The sequence below is a fragment of the Methyloversatilis discipulorum genome (assembly GCF_000527135.1).
GTDB lineage: Bacteria > Pseudomonadota > Gammaproteobacteria > Burkholderiales > Rhodocyclaceae > Methyloversatilis > Methyloversatilis discipulorum.
Genome location: NZ_AZUP01000001.1, coordinates 517,461 through 533,889 on the forward strand (window position 1 = coordinate 517,461; position 16,429 = coordinate 533,889).

Genomic DNA, 16,429 nt, shown 5'->3' on the forward strand with positions numbered 1-16,429 from the left:
TGATGAAACAGGCTTCGTCCGGCAAGGACACGCGGGAACACAAGGTCACGCTGCAGGAACTGGTGGAGGGCATGGTGGCCGACGGCCTGCTCGGCGAGTCGGTGGCGCGCGTGTTCCTGCACGACCGTCGCTACTGGCGGGGCGGTGACCACCCGCTGGTGGTGCTGGCCGGCCAGAAGTGGAAATCGCTGCACCCGCCGCACCGCGTGCTCAATCTCGATGCGCTGACCGAGTGGATGGCCGGCTGGAGTGGCCACGACTACTACCACATCGATCCGCTGAAAGTCGATTTCGCGGCGGTGACCGAGGTGGTGTCGAGCGCCTACGCCAACCGCTTCCGCATCCTGCCGGTGCAGGCGTCGGCGCGGGAGGTGGTGATCGCCACCGCCGAACCTTTCATGACCGAGTGGGAAAAGGAGCTGGCGCCGATACTGCGCCGCCCGATCCGTCGCGTCATCGCCAATCCGGACGACATCGCCCGCTATGTGGTCGAGTTCTACAGCCTGGCCAAGTCGGTCAAGGGGGCTGCCAAGCGGGGCGACGTCAGCGGTGCAGGCGCGTCGAACTTCGAGCAGCTGGTCGAACTGGGGCGCAGCAACCGGCCGCTGGATGCCAACGACCAGCACATCGTCACCATCGTCGACTGGCTGTGGCAATACGCTTTCGAGCAGCGCGCCAGCGACATCCACATCGAGCCACGGCGCGATTTCGGCGTCGTGCGCTTTCGTATCGACGGCGTGCTGCATCAGGTCTACCAGATTCCGATGCCGGTGCTGGGCGCGATGACCTCGCGCATCAAGATACTGGGGCGCATGGACGTGGTGGAAAAGCGCCGGCCGCAGGACGGGCGGATCAAGACGCGCGCGCCGGACGGCCAGGAGATCGAACTGCGGCTGTCCACGCTGCCTACGGCCTTCGGCGAAAAGCTGGTGATGCGGGTGTTCGACCCGGAAGTGCTGGTGCGCGACTTCCGCGACCTCGGCTTTTCCGACGAGGACGCGCGGCGCTGGAAGCAGATGACCACGCAGCCGAACGGCATCGTGCTGGTGACCGGCCCGACTGGCTCCGGCAAGACCACCACCTTGTATTCGACGCTGAAGAACCTCGCCACACCCGAGGTCAATGTGTGCACGCTGGAAGACCCGATCGAAATGATCGAGCCGGCGTTCAACCAGGTGCAGGTGTCGGCAGACATCGGCGTCACCTTCTCGGCCGGCATCCGTTCGCTGATGCGGCAGGATCCGGACATCATCATGGTGGGCGAGATCCGCGACCTCGAAACTGCCGAAATGGCGATCCAGGCGGCGCTGACCGGCCACCTCGTGCTGTCTACGCTGCACACCAACGACGCACCGTCCGCCATCACCCGCCTGCTCGATCTGGGCGTGCCCAGCTATCTGCTGAACGCCACCGTGCTCGGCGTGATGGCGCAGCGGCTGGTGCGCACGTTGTGCCCGCACTGCCGCAAGCCGGCGTCGCCGCAGGACACCGATCCGCAGGCGTGGAAGGATCTGGTGGCGCCATGGAAGGCCACCCGGCCGGAACGCTTCACGCAGGCCGTCGGCTGTCTGGACTGTCGCATGACCGGTTACTCGGGGCGCATCGGCATCTACGAAATCCTGCTGATGTCGCAGGAAATCAAGTCGCTGGTGTCGGCCGGCGCGGACATCGCGGCACTGCGCGACCAGGCCTATCGTGAGGGCATGTACCCGTTGCGCGTGTCCGGTGCGCTGAAGATCGCGCAGGGGGTGACGACGATGGAAGAAGTGATGAAGGTGGCACCGCCGGCTTGAGCCGGCAGCGTGGATCAATAACCGGTGGACGGCGGCCAGCCGATGCCGGCGAAGGGCGGCTTGCGCCCGACCAGACCTTCGAGCAGGGTCAGTTCGGCGTCGGTGTGGTTGATCACGCCGGCGGCCGACATCATGTCGGCGCCGGGTTTGTCGCTGAGCCACATCGGCTTGTCGTGGTGCCGGGTGCGCACGATTTCGCGCTGGGCTGGATCGCTGTTGCGCGCCAGTTCCGCCTCGCCGTAGCACAGGCAGAAATAGGTCCGCTCCTCGGCCGCCTCGATGTAGCAGCCGGTGCCGCGTATGCCTATCGTCGCCGCCGGCGTTGCGATGCGTTTCTGGCCGCGGTCGAATACCGACAGCAGCTTGCCGGTGATCACCCGCATCAGATCGGCGGCGGCACCGCTGCCGAAGGCGACGTGCGATTCGCCGCGCTGCAGGAAGGCGTCGCGTCCGAGCACATAGATCGCTTCGGCGCCCGGGCCGGTGCGTATCGTGTCGCCCGGACGGATTTCCATGTGAAAGTTGGCCGGTGCGCCATTGACGCTGACGTCGCCACGGAAGCCGCGCAATCCGGTACGGCTGTCACGGGCGAGGGCTTCGCGCACCAGTGCGTCGAAGGCAAGCGGGGCGGCGGCACCACTGGCGAGCAGGGTGGTCAGTACGCGTCGTCGATCCATGTCGTTTTCTCCTTCTTCTGATGCAGCGATTATCGCGCGGGTGGGAGAATGGACCCGTTCATTCGTTCTCGGGCGTCACCGCATCGCCCTGGCGGATCAGGCCGCTGCGCAGCACGCGCGCAGTGATGCCGCCGTGACCGCGCATCACGTTGTAGCCTCCCTTGCCCAGATTGGTTTCCATCCGCGAGCACGGATCGCAGGGGCCGGTGTATTCCAGCAGCGCATCGCCAACGCGGAAGCGTTTGCCCTTGAGTGCCAGCAGGTTCAGGCCGCTGACCACGATATTGCGTCGCACCAGGCCGGGATCGACCTCGCCCAGCCCCAGCATGTCGGCCACCGTCTGCAGGTGTTCGGCCTGTATCAGCGTGACCTGCCGCTTGCCGTCCGGGCTGGCGTAGCGGTCACCTTCGAGCCCGAGCGATTCGATGGCCTGTACCGTGTCGACGACGCGCAGCGGCTGCATCCGCGCCGGGCGTACGCCTATCCAGGTGACCTGTCCGGCGTGTGCGAAGGTGGAAGTGAGTGTCTGCAAGGTGTCCATGATTGTCGTTTCATCGTGCGCAATGTGTCGGGACGGATGCTACTTCAGGCGAACAGCCCCTGCAGATACCAGCGATGCGGTGCCCTGTGTTCGCGATAGATCCACAACCGTTCCTGACGTGGTCCGACGGCGATGTAGTAATCGCGCAGCGCTTCGGCCGGATGGTCGTTGTCGCCTGCATCGTCCCACCAGCCGGCCTCGATCCGTTCGGCGCGGCCGAGGCAATGCAGCGGCCCGTTGCGCCAGGGCTGACCGTCGCGTTCGGCCAGCAGTTCGGGTTCCGGCAGCAGCCACAGTGGGCGCTGCGGCTTGCCGGCAGCCGGCTGCGCACGACCCGGCTCACCTCGCTGCTGCGCCCGTTCCGGACGGTGGTCGCCGCTGGCCGACAGGCTGTAGACCGCATCGCGCCCGAGGCGGGCGCGCAGCCGTTCGACCAGTACGTCGCGGGCTTCCTGCCTGTCCTGCGGCGACGGCGCCTGGGTGCCGAACAGGTCGCGGCTGCGACCGGGCTGTTCGATCCAGTCGGGTGCCCGCAGTCTCAGCGCGGTGACCGCTTCCGGCAGGGCGATGCGCGCCAGATGCTCGCGTGTCAGCGATGCAAGCAGGCGGGCGTCGTGGGTGGGGGTACCGGTGCGCAGTTCCAGCCGGGTGGGTGCTTCGTGCTCGTGCTGCAGTTCGAGCAGGCACTCGGCGATGCCGGCGTGTGCCGCGGCCAGCTGGGTGCACGCACTGTTGAACAGCCGGCTGGCGGCGAACAGCAGTACATCGGCATCGTGACGCGGCACCGGGAGTTCGAGCCGGCTGTCGATTTCCGGAGGCGGCGAGAAGAAGGTGCGCGGATCGGCGGTCTGCCCGAGCGCCTGATCGATCAGGCGACGCAGGGCCTGTGCATCACGCAGCGCCAGTGCGTCGCGCGGCAGCTTCATCGCATCTCCCACGCTGCGCAGACCGGCTTCGCGCAAGGTGGCCAGTCGAGCCTCACCGGCTTCGGTCACGTCGAGCGGTAATGCGGCCAGCGCTGCCGGCAAGGCTCCACGGCCGCGTATCGTACGACCGGGTGTGCCGAGGGCGAGCCAGCGCGCGGCACGCGGTGTCGGGGCACAGGCGCTGAGGGCATGAAAGCCAGCGGCGGCCAGCGCGCTGCGCAAGGCGCGCAGCAGACCGTCGAGGCCGCCGAACAGACGGATGCTGCCGGCGATTTCCAGCAGCAGTCCGTCGGTTGCCAGGGCGACATGAGGGGTGAAATGCAGTGCGCAGCCGGCGGCGTCCTTCAGAGCCGCATCTTCCACCTGACTTTCGCGCGGGCTGATCAGCAGGTCGGGCGCTAGTGCCAGTGCGTCGGCCAGCCGCTGGCCGGGGCGCACGCCCTGAGCCAGCGCTGTCGCATCCAGCGCGACCACACGCTGCTTCGCCGCCACCGCCAGCGGCTGTGTATGGGCTTGGGCGCGGAAGCGCGCCTGAAGCGGCCATTCGGGAAAGACCAGTGCCAGCCAGAGCATGTTGTACGCAGATCCATGGCGCAGGCCTGTCAGCCGACCAGCGCCAGGGCAGGGCGTCGTCGCACGATGTCGGCCCGCCGTACCGGGATGCCCGGACGTGTGCCGAGGTGAACCGGCCGGTTGGCGGGGCGACCGCGTCGCTTCAGGATGTCGATGCGTACCTCGCCTTCCGCAGCGACGGATACCTGCAGGCGCAAGGCGGCTGGCGAGGCTATATGTGCGTCGGAGGCGGGGCGGAACAGCAGCAGCGGCAGCGCGGCCTCGCGCACCGCCAGCTGCAGCCGGCGCAGCAGGGCCGTGTCCACCCGGTCGAGCCAGCCGGTGACCGCGCTGCACGCCCTCGAGTTGAGTGCGTGACGCAGCGCCCAGACACGTTCGCCTGCGCTGCCCGCCTGGATCACCAGCATGCGGTGCGTGCGCAGCCCTGCAGCGGCGAGTGTCGAAACATTCGGATACCAGGGCGGTGCCACCCAGACCACCCAACCGTCGGCCTGACTGGCCTGTGCCAGCATGGGCAGCAGCAGCGACACCTCGCCGTGCCCGCAGCAGTCGGTCAGCACTTCGCTCATGTCGCCGACCGGCCAGCCTCCGCCGGGCAGTTCGGCGTCGAGCGCCGGATGACCGGTGGACACGGTGGGGCACGCGTCCGTAGCCGTGTCGTTGGCACGCCAGACATCCGGGCGGTGCAACAGGGTATGCAGGCTGGAGGCGCTCATCGCGTCAGACCGCGCTGCCGTTGCGGATCAGCCCCACCATGACGCCCTCGATCACCAGCGGATCGCGCCGGGTGTCGACGACGATGGGGCTGAACTCGGGGTTCTCCGGAAGCAGTTCGACCTGTGCGCCAGAGCGACGCAGCCGCTTCACGGTCACTTCATCGTGTAGCCGGGCGACGATGATCTGGCCGTTGTGCGCCTCGGAGGTGGCATGGACGGCGATCAGGTCGCCGTCGAGGATGCCGGCGTCGCGCATGCTCAAACCCCGCACCCGCAGCAGATAGTCGGCGCGCGGCGAGAACATCGACGGGTCGACCTGATAGCGCCCCTGCACGTGGGCGTCGGCAAGAATGGGATTGCCGGCCGCGACCCGGCCTATCAGTGGAATGCCTGCGGGCTCGGACAGCCGGATGCCGCGTGCGCGGCCTTCGTCGAGACTGATGACACCCTTGCGTGCCAGTGCGCGCAGATGGCTTTCGGCGGCGTTCGGCGAACGGAAGCCGAAGGCCTGCGCGATCTCGGCTCGCGTCGGTGGGCTGCCGCGTTCGCTGACTGCGTCACGGATCAGTTGCAGGATTTCCTGCTGGCGGGACGTCAGGCTGTCGTTCGACATGGGATGGGCGCTTGCTGTACGAGGACTGTATTTTTATACAGTTATCGATAATGACGCAAGCAGGCCGGGTGTCGATTGTCGACAATTGTTACAGAGCGGGATGTGTTCGCGTGCACCCTGCCAGCCAAGGCAGGTCAGTGCGGTTTGTGCAGTGCGATGAAAAGAAATGGATTTTTGCCGTGGCGCCCGGATGACAGGATGTTCGGGCGGGTCATCTAATACAGAAGTACTAGGTTCCGGCTGTCGATATTCTTGACAGTGCTGCGGCGCAGCAGCCCCGGATGTTTCGATCAGGCAACAAAAAAGCACCCGAAGGTGCTTTTTTGTTTTCAGGCAGGTGAAGCTCAGCCCATGCGACGCTTTGCCATCAGGCCGATCATGCCCAGGCCAGCCAGCATCATCGCGTAGGTGTCTGCTTCCGGCACCACGGCGACCGGAGCGGTCGTCGAGGTCAGTGCGAGCACACCACCCAGGCTGCCGGTCGTGGAACCGGTCACCTTGTAGTAGTAATCGCCGGCGAGCAGGCCGTTGGCGGTGAACAGGGTGCCGAAGCTGTAGGCGGACAGAAACTTGTCCACCGCTCCGGTTTCCTTGTACAGCCACACCATGCTGTCTTCACTCAGACCGAAGAACGGCGATGCTTCTGCCGATACGGCCAGCGTGGACAACGAGGTGGTCGGAGCAGTCAGCGTAAAGGTGAAAATTTCCGAGAAGGAGCCGGACAGCGAGGCGATGCCGGTTTCGATCGTGGCGTGGTCGTCCCAGCTGGTCGTCGCGGCATTCGCGCTTCCCACTGCAAACAGACCGCATACAACAGCTGCGACCAAGGTTTTCTTCATATCCTGTCCTTTCACAAAAAGTGACAAAGTGGAGCCCAGATTTTTGCAAGAACATCAGCCCCCCACAATCCGCGATGACGCCCTCATTTGCAACGACAAGTAAGGAGGTCATTCCGCACACTGCGAGAAGCTCAGCGTTCTGGTGAAACAGGTATGCAAGACTCAGACCACTTTCTGTTTGTCATTGCTCTTTCTGAAGATAAATTTTCAACCATTTGAATTTATTTAATAAAGTTTCTTTTTGACGGACGTTCGACTCAGCCGGGGTGTGATGCTCTTTGGTGCGTCAGGGCCACTTTTGTGCAATGCGGCGACGGCTTTTTTTACAACGGCGCGGCAAGCCTGCCTGCTAGAATCCGCCGGACTCCAGAGCGTGCGATGTTTCGTGGTCGCGTCGTGTGGATGGGAGGTGCGCATGTTGAATGCAGGACAACCCGCTCCGCTGTTCGAACTGCCGGATGCCGATCTGGAGCTGTTCAATCTGGGCGACCAGCTCGGGCAGCATCTGATGGTGCTCTACTTCTACGCCAAGGACGACACGCCGGGCTGTACGGCTCAGGCCATCGAGTTCAGCGATCTGGACGACGATTTCCGGCGTTGTGACTGCACCGTGCTCGGTGTCAGCCGCGACGAATGTTTCACACACGCAGATTTCCGCGACAAGCACGGCCTGACGGTCAGGCTGCTGTCGGACATCGACGGCGAGGTCAGCCGGCGCTATGGCGTCTGGCGCGAGCGCGAGGTCGACGGAAAGCTGCGGTTCTGCATGACCCGCTCGACATTCATCATCGATCGGAAGGGTGTCATACGTTACGCGCAATATGGCGTGAATCCGCGCGGGCACGCCGGGGAAGTCCTCGAACGCGTGCGCGCACTGCACATGAAAGGAATCAGGAATGCTCATCAGCAAGAACTCGGTCGTCACCCTTAAGTACAGCGTGACGGATCCGGACGGCAATATGGTCGATCCGGGCGAAGCCCCGCTGGCCTATCTGCACGGCGGTTACGGCGGTATTTTCCAGCCGATCGAGGAAGCACTTGAAGGCAAGACCGTCGGCGACGAAGTGGTCGTGAAGCTGCAGCCGGAAGATGCCTTCGGTGAGTACGACGAAGAACTGGTCGAGATCGAATCGCGCGCGAACTTCCCGGACAACATCGAAGTCGGCATGCAGTTCGAGCGCGTCAGCGAAGATGGTGAGGAAGAGGGCCTGTACACCGTGACCGACATTGCCGACGACCGCGTCGTGATCGACGGCAATCACCCGCTGGCCGGCACCGCCCTGGTGTTCTCGTGCTCGGTGTCGGCAGTGCGTCAGGCGTCGGCGGAAGAGCTGTCGCACGGTCACGTGCACGGCGACCACGGCCACCACCACTGAGATCGTCCCCCGCCGGGCGCCGACGAGGGCCCCGGCGTTCTCCGCCCACCGTCGGGCGCTGCGTCGAAATCCTGTCAGGGAGCATCCATGTCGCGTGTGCTGGTCACCGGTGGCGCGGGCTATATCGGCTCGCACACCTGCATCGAACTGATGGCTGCGGGCCACCAGGTGGTGGTTGTAGATAACCTGTGCAACAGCAAGCGCGAATCCCTGACGCGCGTCGAACGCATTGCCGGGCAGGCGCTGCAGGCCTTCGTGCAGGCCGATGTCCGCGACCGCGCCGCGATGCGCGCGGTGTTTGCGGCGCACGACATCGACGCGGTGATCCACTTCGCGGGCCTGAAGGCGGTCGGCGAGTCGGTCGCGAAGCCGCTCGAGTACTACGACAACAACGTCAGCGGGACGGTGGCGCTGTGCGAGGTGATGGCCGAAGCCGGCGTAAAGACGCTGGCTTTCTCGTCCTCGGCTACGGTTTACGGTGATCCGGCGTCGGTGCCCATCCGCGAGGATTTCCCGACCGGGCCAACTAATCCTTACGGCCGTTCGAAATGGATGGTCGAGTACTTGCTGCAGGACCTCGTCGTCGCCGATCCGTCCTGGCGCATCGCACTGCTGCGCTACTTCAATCCGGTCGGCGCGCACGAATCCGGCCTGATCGGCGAAGACCCCAATGGCCTGCCGAACAATCTGATGCCCTTCGTCAGCCAGGTGGCGGTAGGCAAGCTGGCCGAGCTACGCGTGTTCGGTGGTGACTGGCCGACGCCGGACGGCACCGGCGTGCGCGACTACATCCACGTGCTTGACCTCGCTCAAGGCCACGTGCGCGCCATCGACTACCTTGCAGAGCATGCCGGCCTGCTGACGGTGAATCTGGGTACCGGTCGTGGCTACAGCGTGCTTGAGGTCGTACGCGCCTTCGAGCAGGCGAGCGGACGCGCGGTGCCCTACCGCATCGTCGATCGGCGGCCGGGGGACATCGCTCAGTGCTACGCCGACCCGGCGCACGCAAACCGGCTTCTGGGCTGGGTTGCGCGGCGCGACCTCGCGCAGATGTGCGCCGATGCGTGGAACTGGCAGCGCAGCAACCCGCAGGGCTATGCCTGACGCGCGTCGCGCGCGGAGAGCAGAAAGTCTCGGCGCGCCGCGATAGATGACGACCGCCGCTTCGTGCTAAATCAGCAACTCGCCGTCGGTCGGAACCAGCCCGGGAGGATTGCTCATGCACCTGCAAGTCGTGTTCGAAAAGGCGCACGCCGCGGACAGCGGAAACAGCGCATCCATCTTCCGGCAGTTGCTCGACGCGCTCGAGCACGATGCGCCATTCGACTTGCAGCTGCTGTATCAGCTGCCCTATGCCGACTTCGACACCGCGCTCAACGCGCTGCGCGAGTGGCGTTCGCAGCGCTACGTATGGCTGCGCGAACATGACGGCCCTCAGCCCTGGCGCAGTCATCTGAGTTAGAGGCGTTCCGCGCCTCCTGCATCGCCTCACCTGAGGGCGCCTCGTCACGCAGTGCACCGGCTGCATGAGTGCGTTCCCGATCCGATGCGGAAGACCGCGCTGTGCTGTCACGGTGCCGTGATGGTGCTGTGTTAACCTGCGGTGCATGCTGCGTCATACACGTCTTTCCCGCGGTTTCACGCTGATCGAACTGATGGTGGTGATCGCCATCGTCGGCGTTCTCGCCACCATGGCCATGCCCATGATGGAACTGGCGCGCGTGCGCGCGAACGAGGCCGAACTGCGTACCTCGCTGAGGCAGATCCGCACCGCGCTCGACGATTACAAGAAGGCCTGGGACGAGGGGCGCATCGAGAAGAAGGTCGGTGCCAGCGGCTATCCGCCCAGCCTCGACGTACTGGTCAATGGCGTGCGCGACGTCAAGCAGCCGAACGACGTGAAGATCTATTTCCTGCGCCGTGTGCCGCGCGACCCCTTCCATACCGATACATCGACGCCGCCCGAGCAGACCTGGGGCCTGCGCAGCTACGCCAGCCCGCCAGACGAGCCCGTGCCCGGCGCCGATGTGTTCGATGTCTACTCGCTGTCCGGCCGTACCGGCCTGAACGGCATCCCGTACCGGAACTGGTGATGTTCTCCTTCGTCCGCAAGCGTGGTTTTACGCTGATCGAACTGCTGGTCGTCATGGCCATCATCGCGGTGCTGCTGACCATCGCCGCACCGCGCTACTTCGAACATCTCGATCGCTCGAAGGAAGCTACGCTGAAGCAGACGCTGGCGGTCACCCGCGATGCCATCGACAAGTTCCGCGGTGACCGCGGTGCCTGGCCGCAGAGCCTGCAGGAACTGGTCGACAAGCAGTATCTGCGCAAGCTGCCTTTCGATCCGGTCACCGACAGCAGCGAAACCTGGATCGTCGTGCCGCCGCGCGATTCTGCGACGGAGAGCGGTGTGGCCGACCTGAAGAGCGGTGCCGAAGGCACGTCGCGCGACGGCGTCGCCTATTCCGAGCTCTGACGCGATGCGGGCGGACCAGCGCGGCTTTTCCTATCTGCTGCTGCTGTTCGCAGTTGCCGCGCTGGGCATCGCCGCGGCCGGCAGTGCGCTGATGTGGAGCACGCTGTCGCAGACCGAGCGTGAGCGCGAACTGCTGTTCATCGGCGGTGAGTTCTCGCGTGCGCTGCAGCGTTATTACGACGCCTCGCCGGCGGAGCCGAAAGCCTATCCGGCACGGCTGGAGGATCTGCTCGAAGACAAGCGGCATCAGGTGCCGATGCGCCATCTGCGCAAGATCTATGTCGATCCGATGACCAACAACCGTGACTGGGGGCTGGTCATGTCGCAGGGGCAGATACGCGCGATACACAGCCGATCGGAAAAGGTGGCGCGCATCCATGTGCTGCCGCGCTGGGTCGATGCGACCGGCGACAAGGTGGCGACCAGCCTCAAGACGCCGCTGACGCAGCCGTCCGCGACCGTCCCGGGTCAGCCGCAGACCGTGCCCGGACCGCTCAGTCCGACGGCGCGCTCCGCCGCCCGTCCGGCGGGCGATCTGCGTCATGCCGACTGGCTGTTCGTGCCGGTGGCCGACACGCCTGCGCAGCAGGACACGCCGGGTTCGTCGCCGTCCGTGCCCGGATCTGCGGCGGGCAGCACGCCGGTCGCGGTCGGAGAGGGCGGCGATGGCAGCGGTGCTTCGCAACCCGACGGTTCAGCAGGATCGCTGCAGGAGCAATACACCGGCAAGCGCTGAAGCGGTCGTCAGATCAGCCAGGCGGCCAGCGCGATCCCCAGCATCATGAAGGCGATGGCCACCTTGGCGACTGCCGCGATCAGCATGCCCAGCCAGGTGGCCACACCGACGCGCGCGGCCTGCAAGGCATCGCGGCGTGCGATGAACTCTCCGATCGCCGCGCCCGCCAGCGGTGCGAACAGCAGGCCGATCAAGCCCGCGAACAGCCCGAGTACGGTACCGATCGCTGCACCGACCAGCGCCAGCGTGCTGGCGCCCACCCGCTGCGCGCCGATCACGCCCGACGCGAAATCGATCAGCCAGGCGAGCACGGTGAGTGCGCCCAGCAGCGTCAGCGTGACCGTGCCGATGTGAGCGAAGCCGTCCAGCCAGGCCATCATCAGGAAGCCGCCGAACATCAGCGGAATGCCGGGCAGGGCGGGCAGCACGACGCCGGCCAGCCCGATCAGCACCAGCAGTGCCGCGATTGCCCACAGCAGGATGTCCATGCCGCTCACTGGGCGAAGGCGGCGACCGCGTCGTCGACCACCGCCAGCAGGTTGCGTGTGCGGGCGTGCACCGCGCGCAGTCGCGTGGCGTCGTTGCCGCCGCCGCGGACCATGCGGTGCAGCGCGTCCAGTGCGTCCGACGAACGCAGTGCGTCGGCGTGCGGCGCCAGCCGTTCGAGCGTGGCGGCGATGTCGTCGCGCAGCGGCAGCGCTGCGTGGCTGCGCGGATGCACGATCAGCCCGTCGAGACCGAAGCGGCAGGCCTGGAAGCGGTTGTAGGTGTACACGAGATAGTCGTCCTCGACCGGTTCAGGGTCTTCGCCGGACAGGATGAGCCGGCACAGCGCCTGCAGGTAAACCGCGATCTGCGCTGCCCGATCGACGCCCAGCGGCGTGTCGCAGACGCGCAGTTCTATCGTGCCGTACTCGGGCTTGGGCCGGATGTCCCAGTAGAAATCCTTCATGCTGCGCACGATGCCGGTGTCCTCCATCCGTGCGAAGTAGTCGCGCTCGAAGCGCGACCATTCGAGCACGAAGGGCGCGCGGCCGCTGAGCGGGAAGGCGAATACCGAATTCAGCCGGGCCGAGTCGAACAGCGTGTCGCTGCCCTGCGAAAAGGGCGACGAGGCGGACAGTGCGATGAAGTGCGGCACATAGCGTCCGAGCGCGTGCAGCACGCGCAGCGCACTGTCCGGATCGGGCATGCCGATGTGCACATGCTGACCGAACACCGTGAACTGCTTGGCCAGATAACCGTAGAGGCCGGACAGCTGCTGGAAGCGCGGGGCCGAGAAGATGCGCCGTTCCGACCACTGCTGGAACGGGTGGGTACCGCCGCCGCACAGCGATACATTGAGCCGTGTCGCATCCTTCACCAGCGCATCGCGCATCAGGCGCAATTGAGCGAGCAGTGTGGCGTGGCTGTCGTGGATGCCGGTGGCCACCTCTATCATGCTGTCGGTCATTTCCGGCTTGATGTCGCCGGGAAAGGTCTGGCGCTGTGCCAGTTCCAGCAGGTCGGCCGCGGCCGACGCGAGGTCGCGGTCGTGTTCGCCGACCAGCTGCAGTTCGAGTTCGACGCCCATGCTGAGCGCCGACGAGGCGTGAAAGGTTTCGAGCGGCATCAGGCGTTCTCCGTCCTCTGTGCTTCGCCGGCCAGCACCAGCGCCCACTGGGCGAACACCGGCCCGATGAATTCCATCACGATCACCATGCCGGCGATGGCCGACAGCGCGCTGTCGGCGAGACCGAAACCGGCGGTGCGGCTGTATTCCAGCAGCAGCAAAGCGAAGGTGGACAGCGGCGCCAGCGCCAGTCCGGTCAGTGCGCCCTTGCGTGTGCTGGTGCCGCTCACGTGCGCAAAGGCGGCGGTGGCGCTCATCTTCGCCGCAATGCGGCCGAGCGACAGCAGCACGGCCAGTGCCAGGCCGGCGGCGGTGGTCGGCCAGGTCGCCATGCCGGCGACGAATACGAACAGGAACAGCGTCAGCAGTTCGCCCAGCACGCCGAAGTTGCGCTGCGCCGGCGTCAGCACCAGGCGCTTGCGGCGCATCAGCACGCCCAGCGTCAGCGCGGCGAGCAGAGGCGATACGTTGACGCCCTGGGTGAGCAGCGTGACCAGCATGACCGCCAGCGCGAACACGATGGTGACGCCGCGCTCGTCGGCGCGCAGCCGGCGCAGCAGCCAGGGCAGCGGCACGCCGACCAGGATGCCGCAGCCGACCGATACGGCGAGGATGGCGGCGCTGTTCCACACCGCGCTGACCACGCTGCCCGACGCCAGTAATTGCCAGTAGCCGATCGCGCCTTTCATCAGCAGCACTGAAATCAGGCAGTTGATGGCGCACAGATGCAGCGCGCGTTCGGTCACCTGGCCGGAGCCGCGCAGATCGTTCACCACGCGTACCAAGGCCGCAGGCGAGGTCGCCACCGACAGCGCGCCGAGCACCATGGCAATTTCCGGCGACTGGCCCATTGCAAGGGCGATGGCGCGCACCACGACGAAGGTGAGCAGCGATTCGGCAATGCCGGTCAGCGTGAGCCAGTAGTTGGTCACCAGCCAGCGCAGGTTGATGCGGTGACCCAGCTCGAACAGGAACAGCGCGAGCGAGAAATTGGCCAGGAAGGACATGGCGGCCCGGGTTTCGGCGTCATGTGGCGCGCCGCCCCAGGCGGCGTAGACGATGCCGGCGAGCGAATAGGCGCAGACGCGCGGTATCGCCAGCCCGCGATGGAAGATCTCGCCGGCCAGCCAGGCGAGCAGAAGAACGGCCGGCCAGCCGACCAGCGTGAATATGCGACCTGCTTCGAAGATCATCGCGTCGCCTCCGTTCTGCACGCACTGCGCGCGGGAAGACAGAAGCCGTGCCTGCGGCACGACGGCGGATTTTTCTGCGGGGAATACGGACCGCTTCCAGGCGGCCTCTGTTGTTGCTGTGCGGACCGGCTGGCGCCGGTCCGCTTATCGGGCCGGCGGTGCCGGCCTCAGGTAGCGCTGGAGACTATCACGCGGTGGCGACAGGAATCTTCCCGATCTTCGCCTGCCATTCCTTCGGACCGGTTTCGTGCACCGAGGTGCCGCCGGAGTCAACGGCGACGGTGACCGGCATGTCGACCACGTCGAACTCGTAGATCGCTTCCATGCCGAGGTCCTCGAAGCCGACCACCTTCGCAGCCTTGATCGCTTTCGACACCAGGTAGGCGGCGCCGCCGACCGCCATCAGGTAGGCGCTCTTGTGCGTGCGGATGGCCTCGATTGCCGCCGGGCCGCGCTCCGACTTGCCCACCATCGAAATGAGGCCGGTCTGCGCCAGCATCATCTCGGTGAACTTGTCCATGCGGGTGGCCGTGGTCGGACCGGCCGGGCCGACCACTTCGTCGCGCACCGGATCGACCGGGCCGACGTAGTAGATGACGCGGTTGGTGAAATCGACCGGCAGCTTTTCGCCGCGGGCCAGCATGTCGGCGATGCGCTTGTGCGCGGCGTCGCGGCCGGTCAGCATCCTGCCGTTCAGCAGCAGGGTCTGGCCCGGCTTCCACGAGGCGACCTCTTCCGGCGTGAGCGTGTTCAGGTCGACCCGCTTCGAGGTTTTGGTGTCGGCCTGCCAGGTCACCGCCGGCCAGTCTTCGAGGCGCGGCGGTTCGAGCTTCGCCGGGCCGGAGCCGTCGAGGTGGAAATGCACGTGGCGGGTCGCCGCGCAGTTCGGAATCATCGCCACCGGCAGCGAGGCGGCGTGCGTCGGGTAGTCGAGAATCTTCACGTCGAGCACGGTGGAGAGGCCGCCCAGGCCCTGTGCGCCGATACCCAGCGCGTTCACCTTCTCCATCAGCTCCAGCCGCAGTTCCTCGATGCGCGTGAGCTTTTCGCCACGCGCCGCCTTGTCGGCGACGATCTGGATGTTCACCGGCTCCATCAGCGATTCCTTGGCCAGCAGCATGGCCTTTTCCGGCGTGCCGCCGATGCCGATGCCCAGCATGCCCGGCGGGCACCAGCCGGCACCCATGGTCGGCACCGTCTTCAGCACCCAGTCCACGATGGAATCGGACGGGTTCAGCATGACCATCTTGGACTTGTTCTCCGAGCCGCCGCCCTTGGCCGCGCAGATTACTTCGACGTGGTCACCCGGCACGATTTCGTAGTGGATGACCGCCGGCGTGTTGTCCTTCGAGTTCTTGCGGGCGCCGGCCGGGTCGAGCAGCACCGAGGCGCGCAGCGTGTTGTCCGGGTGCATGTAGGCGCGGCGCACGCCTTCATTGACCATGTCGGTCACGCTCATCGACGCATCCCAGCGTACATTCATGCCCACCTTCAGAAAGACCACGGCGATCCCCGTGTCCTGGCAGATCGGGCGCTTGCCCTCGGCGCACATGCGCGAGTTGGTCAGGATCTGCGCGATCGCGTCCCGTGCCGCCGGCGACTGTTCCCGCTCGTAGGCCGCACCCAGTGCCTGGATGAAGTCGAGCGGGTGATAACAGGAAATGAACTGGAAGGCGTCGGCGATGGACTGGATGAAGTCGTCCTGGCGGATGGGTTGGCTCATGGGAAGGTCCTCGGGTATTGAAGAGGGCCGCTCGTGGCGGCCCGGGCTGCGCTCAGTGGTGCGCCTTGTTGAGCACCAGCGTCTGCGTCATCAGCTTGTCGGTGTAGGCCATGGCCATGGCCGACACGACGAACACCATGTGGATCACCACCTGCCACAGCACGACGCGGTCGTCGAGCTGGCCGGCGTTGATGAAGGTTTTCAGCAGGTGGATGGCCGAAATGCCGATCAGGGCGGTGGCCAGCTTCACCTTCAGCACGCCGGCGTTGACGTGCGACAGCCACTCGGGCTGGTCCGGGTGGTCTTCCAGGTTCAGCCGCGACACGAAGGTTTCGTAGCCACCGACGATGACCATGATGAGCAGGTTGGCAATCATCACCACGTCGATCAGGCCCAGAACGATGAGCATGATGTCGGTTTCGGTCAGGTTGCCGATCTTGTGGATCAGGTGCGACAGCTCGACCATGAACAGATAGACGTACACCGCCTGGGCGACGATCAGTCCGAAGTAGAGCGGGGCCTGCAGCCAGCGACTGGCAAAGATGAGGCTTTTTAGAACACGTCCAAGATTAGTCATGCGCAGTCGAATATAAGACAAAAGACGGCGCCGATATTACCATCCGGTTCTTGCA

Annotated in this window: 19 protein-coding genes; 8 read left to right on the forward strand and 11 right to left on the reverse strand. The window is 65.6% G+C overall.

All coding sequences use genetic code 11. From position 1 onward, the window contains the following. Positions 1–2 precede the first annotated feature (2 nt). On the forward strand, positions 3–1,793 hold the full coding sequence (locus tag METFAM1_RS0102335) for a type IV pilus assembly ATPase TfpB (RefSeq protein ID WP_019917916.1): 1,791 nt from the start codon (positions 3–5) through the stop codon (positions 1,791–1,793). Between the two features lie 14 nt (positions 1,794–1,807). Here METFAM1_RS0102335 and METFAM1_RS0102340 read toward each other — a convergent pair whose 3' ends face one another. The 6 genes from METFAM1_RS0102340 to METFAM1_RS0102365 all read right to left on the reverse strand — a co-directional run bounded on the left by METFAM1_RS0102340 (position 1,808) and on the right by METFAM1_RS0102365 (position 6,678). Next, positions 1,808–2,470 (reverse strand): FecR family protein, encoded by a 663-nt coding sequence (locus METFAM1_RS0102340; RefSeq protein WP_019917917.1) that lies wholly within the window; start codon positions 2,468–2,470, stop codon positions 1,808–1,810. 58 nt (positions 2,471–2,528) lie between these two features. Next, the gene (locus METFAM1_RS0102345; protein ID WP_019917918.1) at positions 2,529–3,011 is read right to left on the reverse strand and encodes an MOSC domain-containing protein; all 483 of its coding nucleotides are present in this window, start codon (positions 3,009–3,011) and stop codon (positions 2,529–2,531) included. A gap of 44 nt (positions 3,012–3,055) precedes the next feature. Beyond that, the gene (locus METFAM1_RS0102350) at positions 3,056–4,510 is read right to left on the reverse strand and encodes a Y-family DNA polymerase (RefSeq protein WP_019917919.1); all 1,455 of its coding nucleotides are present in this window, start codon (positions 4,508–4,510) and stop codon (positions 3,056–3,058) included. A gap of 29 nt (positions 4,511–4,539) precedes the next feature. Further along, a complete protein-coding gene (gene imuA / locus METFAM1_RS0102355; RefSeq protein ID WP_019917921.1) occupies positions 4,540–5,226 on the reverse strand; it encodes a translesion DNA synthesis-associated protein ImuA in 687 nt (228 codons plus the stop codon). Positions 5,227–5,230: 4 nt separating this feature from the next. Beyond that, positions 5,231–5,839, reverse strand: coding sequence for a transcriptional repressor LexA (lexA, locus tag METFAM1_RS0102360; protein WP_024300392.1), 609 nt, complete (start codon positions 5,837–5,839; stop codon positions 5,231–5,233). Positions 5,840–6,183: 344 nt separating this feature from the next. Continuing rightward, entirely contained in the window at positions 6,184–6,678 is a 495-nt protein-coding gene (locus METFAM1_RS0102365; protein WP_019917923.1) for an FxDxF family PEP-CTERM protein, read from the reverse strand. 271 nt (positions 6,679–6,949) lie between these two features. Here METFAM1_RS0102365 and METFAM1_RS0102370 point away from each other — a divergent pair, with 271 nt between their 5' ends. The 7 genes from METFAM1_RS0102370 (at position 6,950) to METFAM1_RS20065 (ending at position 11,269) form a co-directional block, all read left to right on the forward strand. After that, positions 6,950–7,609: a peroxiredoxin gene (locus METFAM1_RS0102370; RefSeq protein ID WP_332308735.1), complete on the forward strand. Its 660-nt coding sequence runs from the start codon at positions 6,950–6,952 to the stop codon at positions 7,607–7,609. Then, positions 7,575–8,054 (forward strand): FKBP-type peptidyl-prolyl cis-trans isomerase, encoded by a 480-nt coding sequence (locus METFAM1_RS0102375; protein WP_019917925.1) that lies wholly within the window; start codon positions 7,575–7,577, stop codon positions 8,052–8,054. The genes METFAM1_RS0102370 and METFAM1_RS0102375 overlap by 35 nt, the downstream gene beginning before the upstream one ends. Before the next feature lie 87 nt (positions 8,055–8,141). Next, complete coding sequence (gene galE, locus METFAM1_RS0102380) at positions 8,142–9,158, forward strand: UDP-glucose 4-epimerase GalE (protein WP_019917926.1); 1,017 nt, start codon at positions 8,142–8,144, stop codon at positions 9,156–9,158. A 115-nt stretch (positions 9,159–9,273) separates the two neighbouring features. Next, positions 9,274–9,516: a hypothetical protein gene (locus METFAM1_RS0102385; protein WP_019917927.1), complete on the forward strand. Its 243-nt coding sequence runs from the start codon at positions 9,274–9,276 to the stop codon at positions 9,514–9,516. Between the two features lie 145 nt (positions 9,517–9,661). Then, positions 9,662–10,147: a type II secretion system protein gene (locus METFAM1_RS0102390; RefSeq protein ID WP_019917928.1), complete on the forward strand. Its 486-nt coding sequence runs from the start codon at positions 9,662–9,664 to the stop codon at positions 10,145–10,147. Continuing rightward, a complete protein-coding gene (locus METFAM1_RS0102395) occupies positions 10,147–10,533 on the forward strand; it encodes a type II secretion system protein (RefSeq protein WP_019917929.1) in 387 nt (128 codons plus the stop codon). The genes METFAM1_RS0102390 and METFAM1_RS0102395 overlap by 1 nt, the downstream gene beginning before the upstream one ends. A gap of 4 nt (positions 10,534–10,537) precedes the next feature. Further along, on the forward strand, positions 10,538–11,269 hold the full coding sequence (locus tag METFAM1_RS20065; protein WP_019917930.1) for a hypothetical protein: 732 nt from the start codon (positions 10,538–10,540) through the stop codon (positions 11,267–11,269). 8 nt (positions 11,270–11,277) lie between these two features. On the opposite strand, the gene METFAM1_RS0102405 is transcribed toward METFAM1_RS20065, so the two are convergent. From METFAM1_RS0102405 to METFAM1_RS0102425, 5 genes are all read right to left on the reverse strand, one after another. Then, positions 11,278–11,757, reverse strand: coding sequence for a DUF456 domain-containing protein (locus METFAM1_RS0102405; RefSeq protein ID WP_019917932.1), 480 nt, complete (start codon positions 11,755–11,757; stop codon positions 11,278–11,280). Positions 11,758–11,762: 5 nt separating this feature from the next. After that, on the reverse strand, positions 11,763–12,881 hold the full coding sequence (locus tag METFAM1_RS0102410; protein ID WP_019917933.1) for a YbdK family carboxylate-amine ligase: 1,119 nt from the start codon (positions 12,879–12,881) through the stop codon (positions 11,763–11,765). Next, positions 12,881–14,074, reverse strand: a complete 1,194-nt coding sequence (locus METFAM1_RS0102415; RefSeq protein WP_019917934.1) for a cation:proton antiporter — start codon at positions 14,072–14,074, stop codon at positions 12,881–12,883. Before METFAM1_RS0102415 ends, METFAM1_RS0102410 begins: the two co-directional genes overlap by 1 nt. Before the next feature lie 187 nt (positions 14,075–14,261). Further along, entirely contained in the window at positions 14,262–15,797 is a 1,536-nt protein-coding gene (locus tag METFAM1_RS0102420; protein WP_019917935.1) for a fumarate hydratase, read from the reverse strand. Positions 15,798–15,849: 52 nt separating this feature from the next. Continuing rightward, the gene (locus METFAM1_RS0102425; RefSeq protein ID WP_024300393.1) at positions 15,850–16,374 is read right to left on the reverse strand and encodes a TIGR00645 family protein; all 525 of its coding nucleotides are present in this window, start codon (positions 16,372–16,374) and stop codon (positions 15,850–15,852) included. Between the last annotated feature and the right edge of the window lie 55 nt (positions 16,375–16,429).

Coding starts and splice junctions, on each gene's coding strand:
- METFAM1_RS0102335 (WP_019917916.1), top strand. CDS start 3: ATGAAACAGGCTTCGTCCGGCAAGGACACGCGGGAACACAAGGTCACG.
- METFAM1_RS0102340 (WP_019917917.1), bottom strand. CDS start 2,470: ATGGATCGACGACGCGTACTGACCACCCTGCTCGCCAGTGGTGCCGCC.
- METFAM1_RS0102345 (WP_019917918.1), bottom strand. CDS start 3,011: ATGGACACCTTGCAGACACTCACTTCCACCTTCGCACACGCCGGACAG.
- METFAM1_RS0102350 (WP_019917919.1), bottom strand. CDS start 4,510: ATGCTCTGGCTGGCACTGGTCTTTCCCGAATGGCCGCTTCAGGCGCGC.
- imuA (WP_019917921.1), bottom strand. CDS start 5,226: ATGAGCGCCTCCAGCCTGCATACCCTGTTGCACCGCCCGGATGTCTGG.
- lexA (WP_024300392.1), bottom strand. CDS start 5,839: ATGTCGAACGACAGCCTGACGTCCCGCCAGCAGGAAATCCTGCAACTG.
- METFAM1_RS0102365 (WP_019917923.1), bottom strand. CDS start 6,678: ATGAAGAAAACCTTGGTCGCAGCTGTTGTATGCGGTCTGTTTGCAGTG.
- METFAM1_RS0102370 (WP_332308735.1), top strand. CDS start 6,950: ATGCTCTTTGGTGCGTCAGGGCCACTTTTGTGCAATGCGGCGACGGCT.
- METFAM1_RS0102375 (WP_019917925.1), top strand. CDS start 7,575: ATGCTCATCAGCAAGAACTCGGTCGTCACCCTTAAGTACAGCGTGACG.
- galE (WP_019917926.1), top strand. CDS start 8,142: ATGTCGCGTGTGCTGGTCACCGGTGGCGCGGGCTATATCGGCTCGCAC.
- METFAM1_RS0102385 (WP_019917927.1), top strand. CDS start 9,274: ATGCACCTGCAAGTCGTGTTCGAAAAGGCGCACGCCGCGGACAGCGGA.
- METFAM1_RS0102390 (WP_019917928.1), top strand. CDS start 9,662: ATGCTGCGTCATACACGTCTTTCCCGCGGTTTCACGCTGATCGAACTG.
- METFAM1_RS0102395 (WP_019917929.1), top strand. CDS start 10,147: ATGTTCTCCTTCGTCCGCAAGCGTGGTTTTACGCTGATCGAACTGCTG.
- METFAM1_RS20065 (WP_019917930.1), top strand. CDS start 10,538: ATGCGGGCGGACCAGCGCGGCTTTTCCTATCTGCTGCTGCTGTTCGCA.
- METFAM1_RS0102405 (WP_019917932.1), bottom strand. CDS start 11,757: ATGGACATCCTGCTGTGGGCAATCGCGGCACTGCTGGTGCTGATCGGG.
- METFAM1_RS0102410 (WP_019917933.1), bottom strand. CDS start 12,881: ATGCCGCTCGAAACCTTTCACGCCTCGTCGGCGCTCAGCATGGGCGTC.
- METFAM1_RS0102415 (WP_019917934.1), bottom strand. CDS start 14,074: ATGATCTTCGAAGCAGGTCGCATATTCACGCTGGTCGGCTGGCCGGCC.
- METFAM1_RS0102420 (WP_019917935.1), bottom strand. CDS start 15,797: ATGAGCCAACCCATCCGCCAGGACGACTTCATCCAGTCCATCGCCGAC.
- METFAM1_RS0102425 (WP_024300393.1), bottom strand. CDS start 16,374: ATGACTAATCTTGGACGTGTTCTAAAAAGCCTCATCTTTGCCAGTCGC.